24 protein-coding genes are annotated in these 22,543 nt (G+C 57.6%); 16 read left to right on the top strand and 8 right to left on the bottom strand.

Going from position 1 to position 22,543, the window contains the following annotated elements:
• Positions 1-182: 182 nt before the first annotated feature.
• The 3 genes from BM177_RS17925 to BM177_RS17920 all read left to right on the top strand — a co-directional run bounded on the left by BM177_RS17925 (position 183) and on the right by BM177_RS17920 (position 2,663).
• A complete protein-coding gene (locus BM177_RS17925) occupies positions 183-722 on the top strand; it encodes a formate/nitrite transporter family protein (RefSeq protein ID WP_091686392.1) in 540 nt (179 codons plus the stop codon).
• A 731-nt stretch (positions 723-1,453) separates the two neighbouring features.
• Entirely contained in the window at positions 1,454-1,708 is a 255-nt protein-coding gene (locus BM177_RS20810) for a hypothetical protein (RefSeq protein ID WP_244532426.1), read from the top strand.
• 37 nt (positions 1,709-1,745) lie between these two features.
• A complete protein-coding gene (locus BM177_RS17920; RefSeq protein ID WP_244532425.1) occupies positions 1,746-2,663 on the top strand; it encodes a cation:proton antiporter in 918 nt (305 codons plus the stop codon).
• A gap of 277 nt (positions 2,664-2,940) precedes the next feature.
• Here BM177_RS17920 and tam read toward each other — a convergent pair whose 3' ends face one another.
• Positions 2,941-3,717 carry a trans-aconitate 2-methyltransferase gene (gene tam / locus BM177_RS17915; RefSeq protein WP_091686390.1) on the bottom strand — a complete coding sequence of 259 codons (777 nt, stop codon included), beginning with the start codon at positions 3,715-3,717 and terminating at the stop codon, positions 2,941-2,943.
• A gap of 542 nt (positions 3,718-4,259) precedes the next feature.
• On the opposite strand from tam, the gene atpD reads away from it, so the two are divergent.
• The 9 genes from atpD to BM177_RS17870 are packed head-to-tail and all read left to right on the top strand — an operon-like array spanning position 4,260 to position 10,954.
• Positions 4,260-5,753 (top strand): F0F1 ATP synthase subunit beta, encoded by a 1,494-nt coding sequence (gene atpD / locus BM177_RS17910; RefSeq protein WP_175492695.1) that lies wholly within the window; start codon positions 4,260-4,262, stop codon positions 5,751-5,753.
• Positions 5,728-6,132 carry a F0F1 ATP synthase subunit epsilon gene (locus BM177_RS17905; protein ID WP_091686388.1) on the top strand — a complete coding sequence of 135 codons (405 nt, stop codon included), beginning with the start codon at positions 5,728-5,730 and terminating at the stop codon, positions 6,130-6,132. Before atpD ends, BM177_RS17905 begins: the two co-directional genes overlap by 26 nt.
• Positions 6,125-6,484 carry an AtpZ/AtpI family protein gene (locus BM177_RS17900; RefSeq protein ID WP_091686387.1) on the top strand — a complete coding sequence of 120 codons (360 nt, stop codon included), beginning with the start codon at positions 6,125-6,127 and terminating at the stop codon, positions 6,482-6,484. The genes BM177_RS17905 and BM177_RS17900 overlap by 8 nt, the downstream gene beginning before the upstream one ends.
• Positions 6,477-6,791, top strand: coding sequence for an ATP synthase subunit I (locus BM177_RS17895; RefSeq protein WP_091686385.1), 315 nt, complete (start codon positions 6,477-6,479; stop codon positions 6,789-6,791). Before BM177_RS17900 ends, BM177_RS17895 begins: the two co-directional genes overlap by 8 nt.
• Positions 6,781-7,452, top strand: a complete 672-nt coding sequence (locus BM177_RS17890; protein WP_091686384.1) for a F0F1 ATP synthase subunit A — start codon at positions 6,781-6,783, stop codon at positions 7,450-7,452. The genes BM177_RS17895 and BM177_RS17890 overlap by 11 nt, the downstream gene beginning before the upstream one ends.
• A 19-nt stretch (positions 7,453-7,471) precedes the next feature.
• On the top strand, positions 7,472-7,741 hold the full coding sequence (locus BM177_RS17885) for a F0F1 ATP synthase subunit C (RefSeq protein WP_210185939.1): 270 nt from the start codon (positions 7,472-7,474) through the stop codon (positions 7,739-7,741).
• A 3-nt stretch (positions 7,742-7,744) separates the two neighbouring features.
• A complete protein-coding gene (locus BM177_RS17880; RefSeq protein WP_091686381.1) occupies positions 7,745-8,530 on the top strand; it encodes a F0F1 ATP synthase subunit B family protein in 786 nt (261 codons plus the stop codon).
• Positions 8,460-10,058 carry an alternate F1F0 ATPase, F1 subunit alpha gene (locus tag BM177_RS17875; protein ID WP_210185937.1) on the top strand — a complete coding sequence of 533 codons (1,599 nt, stop codon included), beginning with the start codon at positions 8,460-8,462 and terminating at the stop codon, positions 10,056-10,058. The genes BM177_RS17880 and BM177_RS17875 overlap by 71 nt, the downstream gene beginning before the upstream one ends.
• Positions 10,055-10,954: a F0F1 ATP synthase subunit gamma gene (locus BM177_RS17870; RefSeq protein WP_091686378.1), complete on the top strand. Its 900-nt coding sequence runs from the start codon at positions 10,055-10,057 to the stop codon at positions 10,952-10,954. The genes BM177_RS17875 and BM177_RS17870 overlap by 4 nt, the downstream gene beginning before the upstream one ends.
• Positions 10,955-11,031: 77 nt before the next feature.
• Here BM177_RS17870 and BM177_RS17865 read toward each other — a convergent pair whose 3' ends face one another.
• Positions 11,032-11,508, bottom strand: a complete 477-nt coding sequence (locus tag BM177_RS17865; protein WP_091686399.1) for a bestrophin-like domain — start codon at positions 11,506-11,508, stop codon at positions 11,032-11,034.
• Here BM177_RS17865 and BM177_RS17860 point away from each other — a divergent pair.
• On the top strand, positions 11,490-12,392 hold the full coding sequence (locus BM177_RS17860) for a ferritin family protein (protein WP_091686397.1): 903 nt from the start codon (positions 11,490-11,492) through the stop codon (positions 12,390-12,392). The genes BM177_RS17865 and BM177_RS17860 overlap by 19 nt on opposite strands.
• Positions 12,393-13,336: 944 nt before the next feature.
• Here BM177_RS17860 and BM177_RS17855 read toward each other — a convergent pair.
• A complete protein-coding gene (locus BM177_RS17855) occupies positions 13,337-13,510 on the bottom strand; it encodes an antitoxin MazE family protein (RefSeq protein ID WP_091686376.1) in 174 nt (57 codons plus the stop codon).
• Positions 13,511-13,942: 432 nt separating this feature from the next.
• Between BM177_RS17855 and BM177_RS20240 the strand changes: the two genes are divergently transcribed.
• From BM177_RS20240 to BM177_RS17840, 3 genes are all read left to right on the top strand, one after another.
• Complete coding sequence (locus tag BM177_RS20240) at positions 13,943-15,127, top strand: lipopolysaccharide biosynthesis protein (protein ID WP_175492694.1); 1,185 nt, start codon at positions 13,943-13,945, stop codon at positions 15,125-15,127.
• Between the two features lie 278 nt (positions 15,128-15,405).
• A complete protein-coding gene (locus BM177_RS17850; RefSeq protein WP_175492693.1) occupies positions 15,406-16,569 on the top strand; it encodes a GNAT family N-acetyltransferase in 1,164 nt (387 codons plus the stop codon).
• A 770-nt stretch (positions 16,570-17,339) separates the two neighbouring features.
• Positions 17,340-18,923 carry an outer membrane protein assembly factor BamB family protein gene (locus BM177_RS17840; protein ID WP_091686371.1) on the top strand — a complete coding sequence of 528 codons (1,584 nt, stop codon included), beginning with the start codon at positions 17,340-17,342 and terminating at the stop codon, positions 18,921-18,923.
• Here the strand turns inward: BM177_RS17840 and BM177_RS17835 are convergent.
• The 5 genes from BM177_RS17835 to BM177_RS17815 form a co-directional block, all read right to left on the bottom strand.
• Positions 18,843-20,204: a TIGR01777 family oxidoreductase gene (locus BM177_RS17835; RefSeq protein WP_091686370.1), complete on the bottom strand. Its 1,362-nt coding sequence runs from the start codon at positions 20,202-20,204 to the stop codon at positions 18,843-18,845. The genes BM177_RS17840 and BM177_RS17835 overlap by 81 nt on opposite strands.
• Before the next feature lie 201 nt (positions 20,205-20,405).
• Positions 20,406-20,591 carry a hypothetical protein gene (locus BM177_RS17830; RefSeq protein WP_091686368.1) on the bottom strand — a complete coding sequence of 62 codons (186 nt, stop codon included), beginning with the start codon at positions 20,589-20,591 and terminating at the stop codon, positions 20,406-20,408.
• A 22-nt stretch (positions 20,592-20,613) separates the two neighbouring features.
• A complete protein-coding gene (locus tag BM177_RS17825) occupies positions 20,614-21,084 on the bottom strand; it encodes a Rossmann-fold NAD(P)-binding domain-containing protein (protein WP_139223727.1) in 471 nt (156 codons plus the stop codon).
• Between the two features lie 68 nt (positions 21,085-21,152).
• A complete protein-coding gene (locus BM177_RS17820; protein WP_091686365.1) occupies positions 21,153-21,563 on the bottom strand; it encodes a thiol-disulfide oxidoreductase DCC family protein in 411 nt (136 codons plus the stop codon).
• A gap of 24 nt (positions 21,564-21,587) precedes the next feature.
• A complete protein-coding gene (locus BM177_RS17815; RefSeq protein WP_091686394.1) occupies positions 21,588-22,220 on the bottom strand; it encodes an NAD(P)-dependent oxidoreductase in 633 nt (210 codons plus the stop codon).
• Between the last annotated feature and the right edge of the window lie 323 nt (positions 22,221-22,543).

Here is a 22,543-nt window from a genome sequence, read left to right as displayed (position 1 = left end):
CGAATATCTTTCACAAGCTGTTCTGCCGGGGCTTTCGCCGGCACGGATTTCTGTCTCATCTGCGCTCCTGAATGGGCTAAGATGAACCAGAAATCTCCCTTCAGAAAATACCCCGATTTGTCTCATGGGCGCTGACGCCGGACAGCCAGCGTGTCGGGTGAAACGGGGAGCACTCCACGCCGATACTTCCGCTTCTTCATAATCGAGATCGAGGAACATTTGCGAAGGTCGTAAGGCTCTGGTCTTTCGTTTTGCTCGCCAATATCTTGGCGACCGGGGCTATTGCCTGGGTCCTGGCGACGGCCTCGCCTTTCGAACCCAATCAACAGCACGCTCTTGCTGAAATAAGCGTTCGCATCTTTCATGGCGGCTTTGGACCGACCTTTGTCAGAGCAATTTTCGCCGGCTGGCTTATCGGATTAATGGTCTGGATTCTCCCCGCTGTCGGATCGGCGCGGCCCTTGATCATCATCGCCATCACCTATGTTGTGGCGATCGGGAGATTTTCTCATCTCATCGCAGGATCTGTCGACGCCTTTTACGCCGTCGCTATTGGGGAAGCATCTTGGTTTGATTACGCATATCGCTTTTTTCTGCCCACTTTGCTCGGCAATGTCGTGGGTGGCGTCGCTCTCGTGGCTGGACTCAATTATGGGCAAGTGGCGCCGCAACTCAATCCGAATGGCTCAAAATCTAGTCAATCCAGGCCTAGCCCGAATTAAAGGCGTCCTGAGGTGTCAAAGCGCTCCAGCCCCTTCAATGCGGGTGGATCACCGCAGGCCCTTGTATCGTCTACCCCGAACGCGGGGACTGCCAAAAGGCGTGGCGCGCCCGGCCTCCCGCATTGCCTCAATGACGTTTCGCGTTCCGCATCGGTTCTGGCTTGCTGCATGGGCCGCGATCTGTTTGGGCTTTGGCCCGCCCGAGTCACCTTCGAGCGAAATCGGCCGATCCGCCCGCAACTTGCGTTAAGATTTTCTCTCACGGGAAGAGGCGGAGGCCTTTGTCGAGGCGGGTCTCAGGCGCCGGTGCGGCGCGCCAAAGCGATGCGGCGCCGCTCTACAGCCTGATCGAGGCGTCAGGCGAACCCCGTCGGCCCGGCCAACGAATACATTCGCGCACTGACCGCAAAAGGGACGCGGTGTCATGGCGCTTGACGGCGCAACAGAAATGTAGGGATTGGTGATGAAACCAAAGTGTTTAATGCAGCGCAAAATTTTCTTTCAATGCGGTTTTAAGAGTTATACGTGTTTTGTACTCGATCATTATGATTCGAGCGATCCCCAGCTCTCCTTGTCCAGTATGCCCGTCACGCGTCTACGAAACCCTCTTGTGCCGGCGCCCCTCGTCGGTTGGATCCCGCACCGTCTCGGCTTGTGGCCGGCGACGCTCTACTGGCATATTCCGGCAGCATGGGGGAGCGATATTCCGATACTGCGCTAACCGAGACATAATGGATATTATCCTCTCCCACACCGTCGGTTTGCGCGTCATAGCGATCTCGACCGCGATCATCGCCAGGCGAATTCACCTTCCTTACACGGTCGGTCTCGTCGGAGCAGGTATAGGAATAGCCGTTGCCCGCATAGACACAGGATTCGTGCTTACGCACGACATTATTTTTGACGCAATCCTTCCGTCTTTGCTGTTTGAGGCGTCCTTCAATATTACTGGACAGAACTGCGGCGCGATGCTTTGCCAGTGCTGACGCTCGCAATACTTGGAGTGGTCATTTCGGCCCGGTCGTGGCGGCGGGAATTGCAAACGTTTTAGCGTGGCCTTTTTCTTCTGCTCTCGTCTTTGGCGTCCTGATCGCGGCCACCGATCCGATTGCCGTTATTGCCATGTTCAAGGATACCGGCATCAAGGGTCGTTTGCGCCTTCTGGTCGAGAGCGAAACCCTCCTTAACGACGGCGTCGCAGCAGTGCTGTTCACGCTCGTTCTCGACTGGGCGCAGGCGACCGGCGAAGGGGCAACGCCGTTGCAGGTTGGGAAGTCGCTTATCTTTAACACAGGCGGCGGCATTTTGATGGGTCTCGCCTGCGGCGGCGCGGCCATTGGCGTGGCTGGCCGAACATTGGACCATCTGGTTGAAACCCCCTTGACCGTGGTAGCTGCATACGGCTCGTTTTTGCTGGCGGACCATTTTGGTCTGTCCGGGGTGCTGGCGACTGTTTCAGCCGGATTCCTGATGGGAAACCTTGGAGTTCTTCGTGAGAGGGAACACGGTCTGCTGTCCTCGCACGGGCGTGATTTTGTCATGGCCTTTTGGGAGTTCGCGACCTTTATCGCCAATTCGCTAATATTCCTCCTGATCGGCCTGACCGTGGCCGGTATCCGTCTTGATGGACTTGGCCTGCCATCAATCCTCATCATCGTCATGCTGGTACTTGTTAGGCGAGCGTTCACAGTTTATCCGCTTTGCCTCATGTTCAGACGAACGCGATGGGCAATTCCTTATCGAGATCAACACATTCTTTGGTGGGGAGGATTGCGCGGCGCACTTTCCCTTGGATTGGCGCTCGCACGTCCCCTATCACTGCCTTGGCGCAATGACATTGTCATCGCTGCCTTTGGCGTCGTTTCGTTCTCAGTATTGGTAGAGGGGCTGACAATGCCGCTTCTGCTGCGAATATTAGGCTTCTTTCCGAAGAGTGCCTGAATGGCAGGTCACTATGGCGCCAGGCCTTGGACCAGTTCGGCGTGGCGACTGACTGCTTGTTGCTTTCTATCCCCTCTCACCGCAGACTTTATCGTTGCTCCCGATTTCTTCAAGACGATCAGCAGGAAGCCCGAAATGCAGTAAAACGGCTCCTCTAATCACAGCTTCAATAACGCGATTATGGGCTGAAAGGCGACCACGAGGCGTTTTCATGTGTTTTAGGATCGTCAAGCCTCCCAATGCCGGCGGTATTGAATTACGGACTCATCATTGGGGTTTAGATGCTTCGTCGGGCGACGATACACAGCGTTGGAAAAGGAAGAAGAACCTTGCCGTTAGTCTGGGGTAGATAAGCCGTTTTGATTCGAGCTTCGTATTCTTCGAGAAATTTGTGACGTTCCCCTTGATCAAGCGGAGCGAGAAATGGTCTGAGGCCAGAGCCCTTCATCCATTCCACTATTTTGGAAGCATTATCGAGCGGATGAAAGTAAGTCGTGTGCCACATATCTATAGAATTGCACGAGGTTGCAAGCACGCCATAATAATCTTTGATCGAGCCTATTCTTGGTCGGGACGTGGCCACCGGCATTAGCTTTGTCTTCCATGGTCCCTCAACGGCGACCATGCGCATGAGCGCTCGTATAGGCTCCTGAAGAGTGTCCGGCATCTGGACGCAAAGGCAGCCGCCAACGTTGAGAAGCGCCACCAGCCTCGGGAAAAGCGATCCGTGATCAGGCAACCATTGCAGACTTGCGCTGGAAAGAATGAGATCGTAAGATGTTCTAGGCTGCCAATGGTTTAGATCGATTCGTTCGAAGGTAACTTGCGGCAGTCGGATCTTGGCTGCGGCCAGCATGTTTGGCGATCGATCGACCCCTGTAATATTTGTCTTTGGAAAGCGCTTGAAGAGTAGTTCAGTGCTGTTGCCCGGTCCACACCCGAGGTCGACAGAAGTCCGGGGGATCTCGTAAGGTAAACGAGTGAGGAGATCGATTGTCGGCCGCGTGCGCTCTAGTTCGAACTTCAAGTATTGATCGGCATCCCAATCTGTCATTTGAGCCTCTTGCAAAATTCGTTGAAGGCGTGATTTTCGTCCGGTCGAGCGGATAGCCGTCGGTGCAGATCAAGCTGGGGCGGGCCTCGAATCGTACTCCGAATATTCAGTCATTGCCGCGGAAGTTTGGGGGTGTCGAAATCTTCTCCAAAGATCAAACGCGCCCGCGCCTCCTCGGAACATCGCAAGCCCAGCCGGCATCGACGTCCAGGATTTCGCCGGGTCTCGGAAAACGGTGAAACCGCCGGCCGCGGATTTTGATCGATTCCCAAAAAATTGCGACGCGATCGGCCCCTGCCCGCTCACATCGACCGCGCTGCAGGGTTTGATGGCCCAACAGATCCCGCACCGACTTTGGGTTTTTGCGGCCCAGTCTAGCTAGACCTTACTTGCAACGGTTGTCGCTTTCTCATGCCCGTAATGCAATTGCAAAAGGAGGCATCGAGGTCGGGTGCAAAAAGAGGGATCATCGATTAACATCTGCGCACGTTCCACCGTTGTATTCATTTCTCCATAAACCAATCGGACCAGAAGGCTCAAGCTTGGCGTTGCGAAAGACCTCTTTAAACCTCGGTATCGTTGTCTCAGTTCGCGGCAGCGTTGTCGATATCGAGTTCAAAGACCGTTTGCCCCCTATTTATTCGCTTTTGCGCACAGGAAATGAACACCAAATTTCCATTGAGGTACTTGCCCAGCTTACTTCGAACCGCGTTCGCGGCATTGCGCTCACGCCGACGCAAGGATTGGCGCGCGGGATGGTGGTGGAGGACACTGGCGGACCGCTGAAGGCGCCGGTCGGCAAGCAGATTCTCTCGCGTATGTTCGACGTTTTCGGGAACGCGATTGACCGTCAGGGGGCTCCAAACGATATTCAATGGCGCTCGGTTCATGGCGCGCCGCCGCCTCTGGCCAGACGTTCTACCAAGTCTGAGATGTTCGAAACGGGCATCAAGATCATCGATGTGCTGGCGCCGCTTGAACGCGGCGCAAGCGCCGGTCTTTTCGGCGGCGCCGGCGTCGGCAAAACAGTCCTGTTGACCGAGATGATCCACAACATGATCAAGCAGCAGGCCGGTGTAAGTATTTTTTGCGGCATTGGCGAACGTTGTCGTGAGGGTGAAGAGTTATACCGCGACATGAAGGCGGCGGGCGTGCTGCCCAACATGGTGATGATTTTTGGTCAGATGAATGAGCCGCCAGGGAGCCGCTTCCGCGTCGGCCACGCTGCGCTCACTATGGCTGAATATTTTCGGGACGATGAACATCGAGACGTGCTGCTGCTCATCGATAATATCTTCCGATTCATCCAAGCCGGGATGGAAGTCTCAGGCCTCATGGGGCAGATGCCATCGCGCCTTGGCTATCAGCCGACCCTGTCCACCGAATTGGCGGGTCTTGAAGAGCGTATCGCTAATACCGACACCGGCGCGATCACCTCAATTCAAGCGATCTATGTGCCGGCGGACGATCTGACCGATCCGGCGGCGGTGCATATCTTCTCTCACCTCTCCGCCTCCATTGTGCTTTCTCGGAAACGGGCCAGCGAGGGATTATTCCCGGCCGTCGATGTATTGCAATCCAGTTCGAAAACGGCGACCGCGGGCATCGTTGGCGAACGGCATTACCTCCTTGCGCAAAATATCAGGCGGACGCTCGCGAAATATGAGGAACTAAAGGATATTATCGCCATGCTCGGATTGGAGCAATTGTCTTACGAAGATCGCACCTTGGTGGGGCGCGCCCGGCGGCTGGAGCGTTTTCTTACACAGCCGTTCTTTACGACCGAGCAGTTTAGCGGGTTGACTGGGAAGTTCGTGAGCCTTGAGGACGCGCTTGACGGCTGTGAGCGTATTTTGCGTGACGAGTTCAAAGATACGCCGGAAAGCGCATTTTATATGATCGGGCCAGTCGGTGAGGCGCAAGCAAAGGCGAAGGCCGGCGCGATTGCTCCAGCGGATCTGAAAGGTCCCGTTGACGCAGGCGAAGCCAGGATCAAACAGGAGGTCCGCCATGGAGACCGCGCTCATCCGCCTTAAGGTTCTGCTGCCGTTCCAAGTTTTTGCCGAAGTGACCGGTGTGACCCGCATGGTCGCCGAGACGCGCGAAGGCTCCTTCGGCCTGCTACCCCACCGACTCGACTGTGTCGCGGCCTTGGCTCCGGGGATTCTGACCTACGCGACCGTGGTCGATGGAGATGTCTATCTGGCGGTTGATCAAGGCATTCTGATCAAGACGGGAACGCAGGTCCTCGTTTCAGTCCGCAATGCGATCAGCGGAAAGGATCTCAGCCAGTTGCGCGCGGCGGTGGAGCGCGAGTTCTTGAACATCAGTGAACGGGAGCAAAACATTCGCTCGGTGCTGGCGAAGCTTGAGAGCGGGTTCGTTCGCCGCTTTAGCAGTTTTCAACATGAATGAACGGAACGAGCATTTCAGCCGGCAGATCGGCGCCAAAGCGGACCGCAAGCTCGAGGCGAAACGTGAAATCTCAAGAAGCATCTGGTTCGGCTTTGGAATGTCGGGACTCATAGGCTGGGCCGTAGCCGTCCCGACGCTGCTTGGCGCCGGGATCGGCCTCTGGCTCGACCGGCATTATCCGGGAAGCCGCTCCTGGACATTGGCGCTACTCATGGCTGGGCTGGTTGTGGGTTGTTGGACGGCGTGGCGCTGGGTGGCCCGGCAAGACCGGGAAATCCACGCGAAGCCCCGTGAAGATGTGGAGCCCTGCGAAAGCGATAAGGAGGGAAAAATGGGCGAGAACAATGAGTGAGATTCTGCCTTTGAGCATAGCGGCTGGCGCCGGCGTGGCGCTCGGCGCCGGCTATTTCGGCGGCCTGTGGTGGACCGTCCTGAAGGGGGTTTCATCGCCAACCCCTGCCCTATGGTTTCTCGGCAGCCTTCTGTTGCGGACGAGCCTCGCCATGACTGGATTTTATTTCGCCTCCGGCGGGCAATGGAAGAGGTTGCTGGCCGCCCTTGCCGGATTCTTCGCCGCGCGCATCATCGTCATGCGCGTCATTCGAACGCCCCAGGACAAGGCCCACGGATTAGAAAGCAAGGTCCGCCATGCGCCTTAGTCCCGATCAGTTGGTGTTCTGGCGGCACGGTTTCGTTACTCTCAACGAGACCATCGTCACGACTTGGGCGCTAATGTTAGCGCTAACCATAGGTTCAATGCTCGTAACTCGAAAGCTCCGTAGCGATATCGCGATTTCGCGCTGGCAGTCCGCGCTTGAGATTCTTGTGACAGGCATCCAGCAGCAGATCACGGAAGTTGGCCTCCGTCAGCCGGAGAAATATCTCGGCTTTCTCGGCACGCTCTTCCTGTTCATTGCCGCAGCCAATCTCTGCGCCATCATTCCCGGCTATGAACCCCCGACAGCTTCTCTTTCCACCACAGCTGCGCTCGCACTCTCGGTGTTCGTCGCCGTGCCAATCTATGGGATCGCGGCGCAAGGTCTTGGGAACTATCTCACTTCTTACCTCAAGCCAAGCGCCATCATGCTGCCCTTCAACATTATCAGCGAACTCTCGCGCACACTGGCGCTGGCGGTCCGCCTCTTCGGCAACATGATGAGCGGGGCGATGATCATCGGTATTCTGCTCACCATCACGCCGCTCTTGTTCCCGATTGTCATGAGCGCTCTGGGTTTGCTGACCGGCATGGTTCAAGCTTATATCTTCAGCATTCTTGCCACGGTCTATATCGCCGCCGCCACGCAAGCCAGCAAAGAGTGAAGGATAAATAATGGACAGCATGACCCTCATCGCGGTCGCCTCCATCGTCACCGCCGGCTTCACGATCGCCTTCGGGGTTATCGGGCCGGCGCTGGGCGAGGGACGCTCGGTCGCGGCGGCGTTGAGTTCGCTGGCGCAACAGCCCGACGCCGCCGTCACGATCACCCGAACCTTATTCGTTGGACTAGCGATGATTGAATCCACCGCTATCTATTGTTTCGTCGTCTCGATGATCCTTATCTTCGCCAATCCTTTCTGGAATCATGTCATCGAAGCCGCGGGGAAGTGAACCGTGCTGATCGACTGGTTCACCGTCGGCGCGCAGGCGCTCAATTTCCTTATCCTGGTGTGGTTGCTGAAGCGCTTCCTCTATAAGCCGATCCTCCGCGCGATCGACGAGCGAGAGAAACGCATTGCAGGTGAACTTGCCGACGCCGCCACGCAAAAGGCCGAAGCTCAACAAGAGCGCGAAGAGTTCCGTCGCAAGAACGACGCTTTGGACAAAGACCACGCCCGCCTTATGGATAAAGCTGCGGCGGAAGCCGAGAGCGAAGGCAAGCGCCTCCTCAACCAGGCGCGAACCGAGTCCGACGAAATGCGGGCCAAACTTCTCGACTCCCTGCAAAATGAACATCTGACCCTCACTCAGGCCCTCGTCGCAAAAACGCAGCAGGAAGTTTTCGCGATTGCGCGCAAGACGCTGGAGGATCTCGCCGCGACCAGCCTTGAGGAACGGATGGCCGACGTCTTTGTCAGCCGGCTCCATGCCCTAAGCGAAGCCGAAAAGGCTGCGCTGAGTCCGGCGGGAGACTCGCGCGATGCCCTCATTCGCAGCGTCTATGTTCTGCCGCCAACACAGCGGGCTTTAATCGAGGCTGCTGTCAAGGAGACGATCGGCGCCGCGACACAATGCCGTTTCGTAGTCGCGCCGGACCTTATTAGCGGCATCGAACTCACTTTCAACGGATTCAAACTAGCATGGAGCATCGCTGATTATCTCGCGTCCTTTGAAAAAAGCGTCGGCTCTATCCTGCAGCAGCCTAAACCCGATGGCAGGGCCAGCCGACATGCCGGATAGCAGCTTGGGGAGCGTCTTCGACGGCGCTTTTGAAAAAATCAGCCGGGGGCGGAAAGCTTTCACGCCGCATCTGACGCCGCACGAGATCGGCGTAATCAGCTCCGTCGCCACGGGCGTCGCCAAAGTAACTGGATTGCCTAACATCGGCTTCGAGGAATTGGTAATCTTTCCGGGGAATGTCTTTGGCATCGCGTTCAATGTTGATGACAATGAAATTGGCGTCGTGATCCTCGGAGAATGCTCCCATCTCCATGCAGGAGATGAGGTCGAGCGGACCAGCCGCGTCATGGACGTCCCTGTTGGCGAGGGACTTATCGGGCGCGTCATCGACCCCTTGGGCGCGCCGCTTGATGGCAAAGGACCAGTCGCCTCTCACCAACGCCTGCCTATTGAACGCCGGGCGGCGGCGATCATGGATCGCAGTCCCGTTACCGTGCCGTTGCAGACTGGCGTCAAAGTGATCGACGCGCTTATTCCTATCGGTCGCGGGCAGCGGGAGCTGATCCTCGGCGATCGGCAGACCGGCAAAACCGCAGTCGCAATCGACGCAATTCTAAACCAGCGTGGCAAGAACGTGCTGTGTATCTATTGCGCCATTGGCCAGCGCGCCTCAGCCGTGGCCAAAACAGTCTCCAATCTCCGCGAAAATGGCGCGCTAGAATATACCATAGTCGTCGTGACGGAAGGCGACGACGCGCCAGGCCTCACCTACATCGCCCCTTATGCCGCAACCAGCATCGCCGAGCATTTCATGGAGGCGGGACGAGACGTCCTCATCGTGTACGACGACCTCACGCATCACGCACGGGCCTATCGCGAACTGTCGCTCTTGCTGCGCCGGCCGCCTGGACGCGAGGCTTTTCCAGGCGATATTTTTTACATCCATTCACGGCTTCTAGAACGTGCGACGCACCTGCGAAAAGAACTTGGCGGGGGCTCCCTAACCGCGCTGCCTATTATAGAGACAGAGGCGCAGAACATTGCGGCCTATATTCCAACCAATTTGATTTCGATCACGGACGGACAGATCTACCTTTCGCCAACGTTGTTCGAATTAGGCGTTCTCCCGGCGGTCGACGTCGGCAAATCCGTTTCGCGAGTCGGCGGCAAGGCTCAGCTTGTGGCGTACCGCGCGGTTACCGGAGATCTCAAGCTCGCCTTTGCCCAATTCGAGGAATTGGAAAGTTTTGCCCGTTTCGGCACCCGCCTCGACGAGGAGACCCGCAAGATCTTTAATCACGGGCAGCGCATCCGGGCGTGCCTCATGCAGGCAGCAGGTGCGCCCGTCTCCGCTCCTGACCAGATTGCGGTGCTGCTCGCTTTGACCGCTGGCCTCTTCGACGGCGTGCCGCTCGATAAAATGCGAGACGCAGAAGAGAGGCTCCGCGCCGCGGGGATGCCTGCCGAGCTTCAGAAGCGTCTGGTTTCGAAGGAGGATATGAGCGAGCCGGATCGCGCGACGATTTTGCGCATCGCGCGTAAAACACTCACACCGTTTGAGATCAAGCCAGTCCAGGGTAAGTCATGAGCGAAACTCTAGAAGGATTGCGTCGAAAGATTGACGGCGCCGCAGAGCTGGAAGCCGTGGTTCGCACGATGAAGGCCCTCGCCGCCTCCAGCATAGGACAGTACGAAAGAGCGACGCATGCTTTGGACGATTATTTCCGGACGGTGCAGTTAGGCTTCGTCGCGTATTTCCGTCAAACCCGGTCCGAAACACTCGTCGAGGAACGGGCGTCGACGGGACCGATCAGCGCCTACGTCTTCGGTTCAGACCAAGGACTTGTTGGCCGGTTCAACGACGTGTTGGCGGACAGCGCCGCAACCACTTTGGCGGCTCTGCCAGGCAAGAAACGCGTCTGGGCGGTCGGCGAGCGCATCGAAACGCTCCTGGCAGATTCCGGCCTGCCATCGTCAGGACTGCTCCCCGCACCGAATTCTGTAGTCGCCGTAACGGGCCTGGTTGGGCGCATCCTCCTCGAGATTGATGCGCATCGCGAACACGGCAAGACTGGCCAAGTCTACCTCTTCTACAATCGCCGTAAGTCCAGCGCTGCTTATGAGCCAGTCAGCCGGCGCCTTCTTCCCCTCGACGATCGCTGGCGCCGCGCCCTAATTGAAATGCCTTGGCCAACTGGCAATCTGCCGCAAGTCATCGAGGGCGGCGAAGCGACGCTCCGGGCGCTCCTGAGCGAATATCTTTTCGTATCGCTCTTTAGAGCCTGCATGGAATCCCTGGCCAGTGAAAACGCCAGCCGCCTGGCGGCTATGCAACGCGCGGAGAAGAACATCGACAAAGTGCTGGAGGAGCTTAGCGCGACCTTCCATCGCCTGCGCCAGAACGCCATCGACGATGAATTGTTCGACGTAATCTCCGGATACGAAGCTTTGCGCGGAGGAAACCGCGAATTTTCCCGCTGGTGATGGCGCATACTGCAAATTGGGAACCGACGGAACAAAACCTGCCAAGTAGTAGGACCTCTTTCTGGCCACAAGAGCCCCTAGTCACGCTTGTGGCCCCTTGTCGGAGGCGACTTGTTTCGCTGAGTCTCGTTAGCGCCATTGAAAGAGGGCGCTTCCCCTCGCCCATTAATTGCTCGCGCATCGAGCCGCGCGCCTTCCACAGAGATTGAAGTGTTATCCGGCTTCATTAGCGTTTCATAGACCAAGGTAATCGCGTCTGGGCCGACGCTGACTTCACCGCGAAATGGATTATCGAGTTCCGCAGTCAGAAAAATCACGGACCCCAGAATTGACGCGAGCACTGCGCCGAGAATCAGATGCACGTGGATTTCCATGTCCTGCATCCAGATCAAAACGATGTTCATCAGAGCTCCAAAGGCGACGACCCACCACAAAACGGAGGGTAGGCCGGTGGTGACATTAGCTAGTCGCGCCCGACGAATCTCAACGAGCTGGTTGAATTTCCCAAGGGCTTCCGCGTGTACTATTGATTCGCTTGCCTTGCACTTTCTCATCCCCGGTGCTCGCGCGGGACGTCACGGTCTACGCGATCGCAGGAGATCGCGGAACGATTTTGTCCGTCGCCAAAGCGCATAAGATTCCCATTCCATTCGACTGCCAGGACGGCGAATGCGGCTCCTGTCTGGTGGAGGTGAAGCACGTCAGCCCCCGCGTAAAATACGGGATCGCGTTAACGGACCGGGAAAAAGAACTGCTTCGGCAACTTGGCACGATCACAAAGGCCGAAATCGAAAATGCCGAAGTGAACGACATGCCGCCGCGTTACCGGCTCGCCTGTCAATGTTTTGTCCGCAACGAAGACATCATCGTAAGTTTTGAAGGCGACCAAACGCTGCCGCCGCAGGGGCCGCACATCACCCACGCCGCGAAACGCTTCACCGGCGGTCTGGAGATCACGTCCCTCGACGAATTCCTCGGCTACGCCGTGAAGGTGGAGGAGGACGCCGCGATTCATTTCGATGAGCTTGGGGCCGCGATGGAGGCCTGCGGCAATCAGGAAGTCGCGCGCTTGTTCCGTCAGCTCGCCAGCTTCTCACGGCTGCATTTGAAGGAAGCAAAGGCCCGCGCCGGCGACATTGACCTCTCGAAGGTTATTCCCCCGGATTACGTATGGCCCAATCACGCGACGCCGGAACGCACGGAAATCTGGGCCGCCGATCCGACGCTCTCTCGACTCGATGGGCTGAAGGCGGCGCTTCAGGGCGAGACGCGCGGCTATGAGTTTTATCGCGCGGTGGTCGCCACGACGAAATCGCCCGAGATCGCCGAGATGGCCAAGGAATTCGTCAAGGAAGAGGCCGACCACGTCAAAATTCTTGAAGCCTGGATCACGCGCGAGGAATGGGCCGCCAAGAACGCGGCTTCGGAAAACGCCTGAGCCCATCGGTTCTGTTGTAAACGGCTGAAACCTGGCATTTTCGCCGCCAGGTCTCATTGAGATCGCGGCGGATACTGAGAATGAATGACTGTTTAAGGGCGGCCATTCCCGGTCGCGAGATCATTAACTCTCTGCGGCCGCTGGTATTTGAGGATCAGGGGGCGTCGTCAAGTTAACCAGGTCGTCCTCACTTTGCATGCTGCGTCGCATGATCTTGTGTGTGACCTCAATTTCCACGTGCATCCAAATTTAAATCAGATTGGGATTTAGAGCAGGGCCGGGCTAATCGGGCGGAGATAAGCTCGTGCCCAAGATGCAGCGATAAGTCGAGACGGCGACACAGTCAGTACTCCCCCTTCAAGATCTGCCTGCAAGGCGGCGTGGTAACTGTGAAACTTCCGGGGAGCCGTTGTCGATGTCCGAACGGAAATTGTGTCCTCTGACGTTTGCTGATCAACCCCATGGAGTCGTTACTCCTCACGCGCGACTTTTGACGGGCCGTCGGCGATTCGTCATGAGCGAAAACCATATAACCTATTGTTTTCATTTCTTTTTATCAATTTCGCATAATCAAGATTATGGAACAGGTCAGTGCGCGATTAGGGAGACTGACATAGCTGATGATTGCGTTGCAGAGGATGAACGAAACAGATCATTTGGAAGGCCTCGGACAGTGTTCCAACCCATGCTGCGAATCAAGTTTTCCCCAGCGAGAGCCGATATTGCTTTTCGGAACCGTGCTGATTTTGTCGCCCATCAGGAAGCAAGGCGCTCGAAGGCCGTTATCTTCTGACGGCGCGACGTCCACGAAGAAGCGGAGCGTCGACGATGACCGTCGATAGCGGGCAAGTAGGCTACGAACTTGTCTCGCTGAATTGGTCGTTTTGAATAATAGCGACGGGGCGCGGTTTCCCGGCGAAGTCGCGTCCAGATCTCGCCGCGCTTCAAAACTCCGGCCATTCATAGGTCGCGTCGATAAAGTCCTGGCCCTCCTTGTCGCCGGGGCTTTCCGCAACGAGGCGCGACTGCCGGCGGCACTCTTCGGGGAACCCGGGCGCGCGAACGTCAGGCACCCATAATAGAATAGGACGCAGGCCTTGCACGCGCACCCTTTTGATATGGGCGCGGACCCCGTTCTAAGAATACCATGCGTTACTGTAACACGTTAGTGGCCCGGCAAAAAGCGGATATGGCCGACACCAGAACCGCTCGCCGGCGTCTCATCATGATGACGGGATTTCGTGCCAACAAAGTCGCTTGTCGCCAGATTGAGCCCGCAGCGGCCGTTTGCAGATTCCGCATTCATCTTGCCCACCGCTACGGCGAGGGTTGTGTCGTCAGGCTACTTTCGCGCGGCGTTCTCCATCGATGAACTCTTTCGAAGCCGCCACTTTTTGACAATCAATTACTATCGATTTATAAAATACGTTTTTAATTATAGTTAGCCTATGAATATGTGGGATCATCGCTTTATTCTGCCCAAAGGATCAGCATTCCTAGAGTTGGCTCGACGCCTTTTGTCCCTGGCGCACGGGACCGCTCAACGGATTATGACCCATTATGGCCGGGAGGCCGGACTCGTACTCATAGGGCGGGTGCTTCAGAACCTAAACGGCTTTGTGCTCTCGGTGCTGATCGTACGTCAATTTGGGATCGCCGCAGCCGGCACTCTCGCTGTCGCCACGATCGCCACGGTCGTGATCACTGTCCTCGGCACATTTGGTTTGATCTATGTTTTTCCGCGGATTGACGTCCCTGAGCCGGTGAGGAATGCTCTCGGTTTCACTGCCGCCTTGGTGGTGATCCCTCTCGGTCTTCCTGTCGCAATTCTGCTCGGTGTCGTGGCCGGCCGCACCTTCGAGGAAGCGGCCGTTATCGCATCTTTATCGCTCGGAGGATGCTTTTTCGCCCAGACCAACATCGTCAACGCTCTACAGGTCCTTCACGGCCGAGCTTGGCGATCTATTATCCCTCCACTTGGCAATTTCATAGGCCTGATTGCAGCCGCGATATTTGGATCGTCTTACCTTGCGTTCGCACTGATCCTTGCGGGCTTTCGCTTCGCCGGGACATTGACCGCTTTTCTCTGCCTCCAGCGCTCACGGATCACCCTGAGCTTCTTTTGGGGTCACGTCCGGACCGGCGCACATTTCCTGACCGCGGATATTTTGAACCTCGGTTCCGACCAGCTGACGATCCTGATCGTCTCCTTTCTCATGAGCCGCGCCGATCTCGGCGTTTTTGGACTTTGTCGGCAAATGCTGACCGTTAGCGATACGCCCGGATGGTCGAAAGTACAGTCGAAGTATCCGGTCATCGTTTCCGACAGGCAGAAGACCGTGGCGGAGCTGCTTCGGATTATGCCGCGCCTTGGCGCCTATTTCGGCGCAGCCGCAGCGGCGCTAACCGTTCCGCTCGGCCTGTTCGTTTACCACTCGTGGAAATTTATGGTCTTAGCGCCATTGCTGCTGTTGAGCGTACCGCTGCGCTACCTCCTCACTGTTTATGACGTCGCCCTGCGCGCAGCCGGCGCGATAGCGATAACCAATAGAATTTCGCTGCTGCGGGGCGTTCTTGCGCTCATGATCATTCCGGCGGGGGCATGGTTCGGCGGCGCTCCAGGCGCGGTGATCGCAACGATGCTCAACACCGCAATTTGTGTTTGGCTGACCCGTCGCGTCAGCGTGACATTCGACCAGACCACCGCCAATCCCTTGACCCAAGGAGGCTCGTAGGACTCATGACATCCGCCCCTCCAAATGCCTCAACTCAAGCCGCTTCCATTGCGGCTGCTCCGAAGCCGGTGTCCGAAGGTTCTGAAACCAAAACGCCGGCGCAACTCTTTTTCCCGAGGCCAAGCCGCCAACCCAATCCCCCGCCTTTCTTACCCAGCGCAAGCCAGACCGCACTGCGACAAGAGTTAAGTCCGCCTTCGCCGAGGAGTCCGGAATCAAGTCCGGAATCAACGGCGAATGCCGAAAAGGGTGACCCGTCGTCCCAATCGAGCGTTGAAATGAGGATAATCTCTGATCCCGCACGCTTCGAAGCCTTACGGAGCGATTGGGACACTCTGGCGGCAGCCGCCCCTCAGTGCTACCTGTCGCAGACCTTCGACTGGTGCTCATGCGGCTGGGAGACGGTGGCGCGCTCGCGGCAGCGCAAATTGGCATGTCTTGTCGGATATTCAGGCGGCAAGCTGGTGCTGGTCTGGCCGTTCGTGATCGGGCGTTTTGGTCCGTGGCGGATTGCTCAACCGCTTGGCTCGGAAACCACTGAATACACAGCGCCCCTGGCTGACCCTGGCGGCGATCGCGAAGACCAATTGGTCGCGGCTGGCTGGGACTATTTAAAAGCGCGCATACAGGCTGACGTTGTCTTGTTGCCGCAACTCCGAACCGACTCGACTTTGGCGCATGTTCTGGAGCGCGACAGTCATCAGGCGGCCTCCGCGCGTTCCGCCGCTTATCCCGCGCCATTCGTCGCGTGGGACAAGCCTGGCGACTGGAAGGCCTATTATCAAACGCTAAGCCGGAAATTGCGCTCAGACAGCGGACGCCAGCGCCGTCGTCTTGCCGAGCAGGGAAAGTTCGCCATCGAGACCATATCTGACCAAGACGAAGCTGCCGTCATTCTGGCTTGGATGATCCAGCAGAAGCTGGATTGGGTTAGGCGTATGTCGGAGAACAACGACTGGCTGGACAAACCTGAATACAAGGCTTTCCTCACCGGCATGCTCTGCCGACCGACCGGAGCGGGCCATGTGGAGATCCATACCCTTAAAGTGGAGGGAAAACTCATAGCAGCGCAACTCAGCACCATCGATCGCAGCCGGGTCGAAGCGTTCATCGCCGCCTACGATCCTGCTTGGTCTCAGTATTCGCCTAGTCGGCTACTGCTCGAGGATCGCCTCGAAAAGGCGTGCGAAGCTGGTCTGCAATATGATTTTCGCGTCGGCGACGAAGCGTATAAGGATCAGTGGTCCAATCGCTTCGCCGAGTTGGTCAACGCATATCGCGCATTGACCCTTTGGGGAAGGATTTATGTAATGGGCGTCCGGGCGGAAATATTGGTTAGGCGGATGCGGACGAAGATGAATCTCCAAAGCCGTCTAGCCCGGCATATCCCCCGGGAAAAGTTGCGCCGATTGAAGCGCGCCCTGGGGCTTCGATCCGGTTGAGGCATACACGTGGGGTACGGCAACATCGCTTCACGTCCGTCCGATAAGGCCGTTTTTCAGAGAGGCGGCTTCAGAGAAGTTTTGGCTTACAACCGAGCCCTATTCCAAAGGCCGTGTGACCGAGACCATATTGTCCGCCCTCGACCGATCCTTTGTGGGATCGTCGCGGTGATCGACGATGAAGTCACGGCGTTGAAATGGAAGCTCTGGCATGGGCAGGGGGCGCGCGATTTGCGCGCTTGAAAAGATTGTGGCTGATATGAACGAGCTGGGACGGCGGACGATTTTTCCGCCGCCCGGCTCAACAGCCTTGGTCAGCAACTTCTGACCTACATTCGCTCCAATCGGACCGCGCTTGTCGATTATGGCGCCAGATCTCGAGTGGGGCGCCGCGTTTCGACTAGCCTGGCAGAATCCCCAGTCAATTCCTTGGTTGCGAAAAGGATAGTCCAAAACCAGCAAATGCGCTGGTCTCCATCGGGCGCCCATCTCATGCTGCAGGTCAGATCGGCGATGGCGAACGTCAATCTACGACACCGCTTACGGGAGAAGTCCGATCTCCCTGTACCCCCCGTCCATCCGATCTTTCAGCCAACCCCGCCTTTGCTCAGAGCCGCATAAAACCCCTGAGTTTTTACCGCTCTCGCATATGATGCCCGATCTGATTTTCGGATAAGGTGTTTGAAAATCATTGCGTCCGACTATCTCAGGACAAGAATACAACCGATCTTGGTCGTTTGAGGAGCCGTATTTTTTTCGATGGAGCCGAAATGGGCAGGACAATGAAGTTTCTCTCGGGCGGCGTCTTTGTTCTGGGAGCCCTTGCCGCGGGAATAATCTTCTCGAACTGGGACGATTCCGTTAAGATTGTCTCGCTCGGCATCAATTATTTTCGTTACATGGGCGCGCCGGCGGGCACGATCATCACAGAGGTCGCGGCGGCATCCAAGCAGCCAATGCCTGCTCGACAAAACTCATCAGCGCGGGTCAGCGCTCCCGATTCGGAACAGGGCGATTGGCCGAGCTACAACAAAACGCTGACATCAAATCGCTTTTCCTCTTTGGTGCAGATTACGGCAGCCAACGTCGGAGATCTGAAGGTTCTGTGCACCTATGACACCGGACAGTACACCGGTTTTAACAGCGGCTTGCTGAAGGTCGGCGCCGCTCTGATTTTTACGACCGAATACGATATCTTTTCTATTAATCCGAATGATTGCAGCCAGAATTGGCGAACGCACGAAGACTATCAGCCTGCGACGCCGCAAGGCGTTAGCCGCGGCGCCGCATATCTAGACGGCAGGCTCTTCCGCGGCACGCAGGACGGACGCGTTCTCGCCTATGATTTCAATACCGGCAAACGGCTCTGGGAAACGGTCATAGCCGATTCCAAGAAGGGCGAAAGCGCTCCCGCCGCGCCGATCGCCTGGAACGATCTCGTCTTTATCGGCAATGCAGGCGGCGACATCAAGGGCGTCAAGGGTCGCATGTACGCGCTTGACGCGCAGACCGGAAGAATTGTCTGGGAGTTTTATCTCGTCCCGCGGAGCCCTGACGATATCAAACGGGCGCCAGAGGGCAAGTCGCCGCTCGACGATGCCTCCTGGGACACGCCGGCCGGCTCGCCCATAACAGGCGGCGCGACGTGGACGTCCTATACGCTCGATCCCGTCAGTGGCCTGCTCTACGTTCCGGGCGGTAATCCCGCCCCTGACTTTGCGCCTGGAATGCGCAAAGGCGGCAATCTCTATACTGGATCGGTCATCGTTTTGGACGCCAGGACCGGAAATTACAAGACCCATTACAAGCTCGTTCCCAAAGACTGGCATGACTGGGACGTTTCAAGCGCGCCGGTGCTGGCTGAAACGGCTGCTGGCAAAAATGTCATGCTCGTCGCCCCGAAAGACGGCCACCTCTACGCCTATGACTTATCAAATAACGAATTGCTTTTTAGAGAGCCCATGACGAAGGTCGAGAATGCCGATGCGGAATTTGCCGCTGGCCAGTCGGTCCATTTTTGCCCCGGATCGATCGGCGGAGCGGAGTGGAATGGGCCAGGTTTTGATCCCCAAAACAACCTCGTGATGATCGGCGAGGTGCAATGGTGCACCACGGTGACCTTGCAAAAACAGGAACAGATTGCGGCATCTGAACCAGGAAAACCGTGGTCCGGTGATGCGACGCTTAATCCTTTCCACATGTGGGGCAAACAGGATCCGTTCGTTTCAATTGGCAGGCATGATGCTCCCAACGATCGGCACACGTCCGAATTCTCAGCCGCCGGGATAAAGCGCGGAGAATGTTTTCGCCCGATAGGCGAATATCTTGTCGACGTCAGAGAGCACGAAGCCTAAACCCGCAGCCCGGCCCGCGAATCCAAACGGCAAGGCGAATTCCACGGTGTCACGCGCCAATCTTCCCCCCGCGAGCGGCTCGAAAGCGTGGCGATGGCGCCAGCGCGCGTAGGGACCGCGGACCTGCTCGTCAACGAATTCGCGATCGGGACACCACTCGGCGATACGGCTGCGCCATCGGATCGGCAACCCATGCAGCTTAAGCCTGTAGTCGATGGTGGTTCCGCGCTCGATCTGCGGTGTGCTTTTTCCGACGACGTGAAAGTTCAGGAATGGCGGCGTGATTTTCTCAAGGTTTTGCTCCGACGTGAAAAACGCCCAGAGAGCATCCGGCGCATGCGGCAGCCACTGTTCGCGATAGACCTGCATCTCCCCGGGGCCCAGACCAAGATAAACGGCGCGCGCCGCCGCCGCGAACTCCGGGTGGGCGAAAGTGAAGCCTTCCGCAAGCAGCCGCGCCGGAAGTCCTCGCTGAGAGCCAAGCAAGAGATCGGCGAGTTCGCCGTAAAGCGCTCTGAGCGCTAGCGCTGGCGCGGCAGGCATGTGTCGCCCGCCAAAGATGTCAGAAAGCGCCGCCGTCATCGCCGCATTGGTTACAGGCTGAGGCGCCGTGACGTTATAGGCGCCGCGCGCCTCCGGCCGCTCAAGAGCGTAAAGGATCGCGTTGGCTGCGTCGTCGACGTGGATCCAGCTCAGATATTGCCCGCCTCCGCCGAGCTGACTCGCGCCAAAACGCAGCATCATCGGGGCAATCCGACGCAAAAACCCACCGGTCGGACTCAGCACAACCCCAAACCTCAGGCGTGCGATGCGATGGGCCGGAAAGGCCTCGGCGGCGCGCTCCCAGTCGCCGCATAATCGTGCGAGAAAGTCGCCGCCCGGCGCCGAGGCTTCGGTTAACTCCTCGGTTCCGCGGTCGCCATAGTATCCAATGCCGGAGGCAGAGACGAAAACACTCACGCGACGCCCCGCGGCCGCGCGAGCCAGGCTCCGTGCGGTGGCGGCGCGGGAGGCGACGAGCTCTTGTTTGCGCGATTCGGTCCAGCGTCCGTCCGCGATAGACGCGCCAGCGAGATGCGCCACGGCGTCGATGTCTTCGAAAATGGCGGCTGGCGGGTCGGTGGTTTCTCCCCAGACGGCGAGTTCGCAAGGAAAGGAGAGGCGCGCGCGCGCGTCGGAAGGGCTGCGCGTCAGCACGCGCACCTGGTGCCCTTCGCTCACAAGCCGCTGGCCAAGAGCGTTGCCGATCAGTCCGGCGCCGCCAGTGAGTAGGACGCGCATGAAGGTGTACTCTGGGACGGAAAAACTCGTTTTACGCGCCTGCTAAGCGCGTGGATCAGGAATTTGCGCGGGCAGCTCGCCAGGGCTGATAATGCGAACCCGGTTGTCAGGATGGGGTCTTGGAAAATAAGCAACGAGAGTCGCAATATTCGAGATCTCTTTTTCACCTCGTCGGCAGAACGAGCTTAACCGTACGCCATATCAGCCCCGTACCGCCTCAGCCTCCTCTTCCAACTGAAAAATATGCCTGCGCACGGTTTTGAAACCATCTTCGACGGCCGCGCTCAAGAGCGGATTTTTCCCATCATTCATATCGCGGGCGATCTGTTCCCAATCCTCTCGCTTCAACGCCTTGACCGCGGCAGGAAAGAAAATGTCGTCTTCCATGGCGATATGGCGTCTTTCATTCTCAACGAAGTCGAGGAGGGCGGCGTCGAAACCACTCCCCACATGTCCCCGCAAGATTGAACGCTCTCAACCGCATGCGCGACGCGGCGGAGGCGATCGGCGCAGCGTTGGTGCATGAATAGACCTTGCCCGATCGAGGCAACAGGGGAAGCACATGCTTCATGATCAGTGCCGGTCCAATGGCGTTCAGCGCGAACGAACGCGCCAGTTTGGCCGCATCGAGTTGCCGCCAGCCCTTCTCCGGCTCTTGGCGTTCATCGTGAAGAAATCCCGTCGCATCGATCACGAGACGGAGCTCACCCTTTGCGGCAGCGAACGTCGCGGCGCGCTCCAGACTGGATTCGTCCAGAAGGTCGATTGACGGCGAAGTGTTGCGACTGAACGAGACCGCATGCTCGAACCTGTTGGCGGCGCCTATGGCTTCGACCAAAGCGCCTCCGATGCCGCCGCTGGAGCCGAAAACGAGCGCCACGCTGGCCTTCGGAAATGATTCCAAGTCAACGATTGAAGTCGGATCACTCGACGATTTTAACTGTCCGGTCACCCGCGCTTTGTCCGGTCAGCACGGGCGCGGAGTCGCTCAATTTTACCAAAGAGCCGGGAAATAAACGGCCGGACGGGAAGAAACAACCGGTATCCGAACTCCAGCGTCGTCATTGCTCCGGGCAGCGCCGCGGCGCGCTCCGCCCAGCGCCATCCTGGCAATCTAGCCCACACCTCCACGAAGGCGGCCGCTCCGGATAAAATCTGCCCATTTCTCGCACGGACATGGAATCGTTCCATCGCGCACCGTTGAGTGACGCCATCGGGCAAGACAGCGCCCATTTGCGAGACGTCTATGAAACAGAGCGCGCTCGCATGATCTTTGCCGCGATAATATTCGATCTCCGCCCGACACAGCGGACATGATCCATCAAAATATACAGCCGATCTCGAAAGCTCTGACTCCACGCCGATCTCCTGGATATCGGTCCGTCAATTCACCAGCACAAGAGCTTCATGAACGTAAGTACGATCCTCGATTTGTCGAACAAGGAATTCGGCCACGTCTGAGCGCGAGATAATCCCATTCCGCCACTGCGAGGCCTCGGCAAGAATCTTGTAGCCTCCCGTCCGCGGTCCGCCCGTCAGAACCCCGGGCCGCGCGATCGTCCAATCGAGCCCGCTTTCCTTGATCAAGCGCTCCTGGAGACTCTTATCAGCATAAGCGCGGCCGAAGACAACTTGGAACGGCAGGAGCTGCAGTAAGCTGATACTCGCGCGGCTATCGCCAGCTCCAAAACCAGTCACACAAATCAGACGTTTGACGCCTTGAGCCCCCATTGCAGCGATCATCACCCGGGTTGCGTCTGAGAACAGGTGTACGGGCCGGAACAAGTCCCCTACCTCGACGCCAAGGGTCTGTATCACGACGTCCACGCCGATCATGGCGGCGTCCACATCTTGGGTTTTCAACGCGTCGCCACAAACCTTCTCCAGCTTCGGATTTGTAAGGCTGATCTCGGCGGCAGATCGCGCAAAGGCGCGCACAAAGTGGCCCGCCTCAAGCGCCTGGCGGGTCGTCTCCAGCCCGATGCCCTTGCTGGCGCCGATAATCAGTACGCGCACTATCCTGATCCTGACTTTGGTAGGGCGAGCGTTGCCTAGGGCATTCACGCCATTAATCGGTGATCATTATACGCTCAAACAAGCCGACTGGACTTGCGGCGGACCTATGCAGCAGCTAAGGGTTCGACAGGCGTAATTGGGCAGCCCAGTCGAGGCGAGGACGCACTGTAGCGAGAGCTAAGCAGCTCTTCTGCTTCCGTTCTTGGAATAGTCCTGCCCACTGGCGTCGGTGCGTGGATACACTCTAGATTGTATTTGTCTGCGTACTCGCTCTTTAGGAGCGGCGGTGACGGCCTCGGGCGCGGGTTGTAAGATACCCAGCT

Origin of the sequence: Methylocapsa palsarum (assembly GCF_900114285.1) — a bacterium.
In the GTDB taxonomy this organism is placed as follows: domain Bacteria; phylum Pseudomonadota; class Alphaproteobacteria; order Rhizobiales; family Beijerinckiaceae; genus Methylocapsa; species Methylocapsa palsarum.
This window is presented reverse-complemented; position numbering and strand designations above follow the sequence as displayed.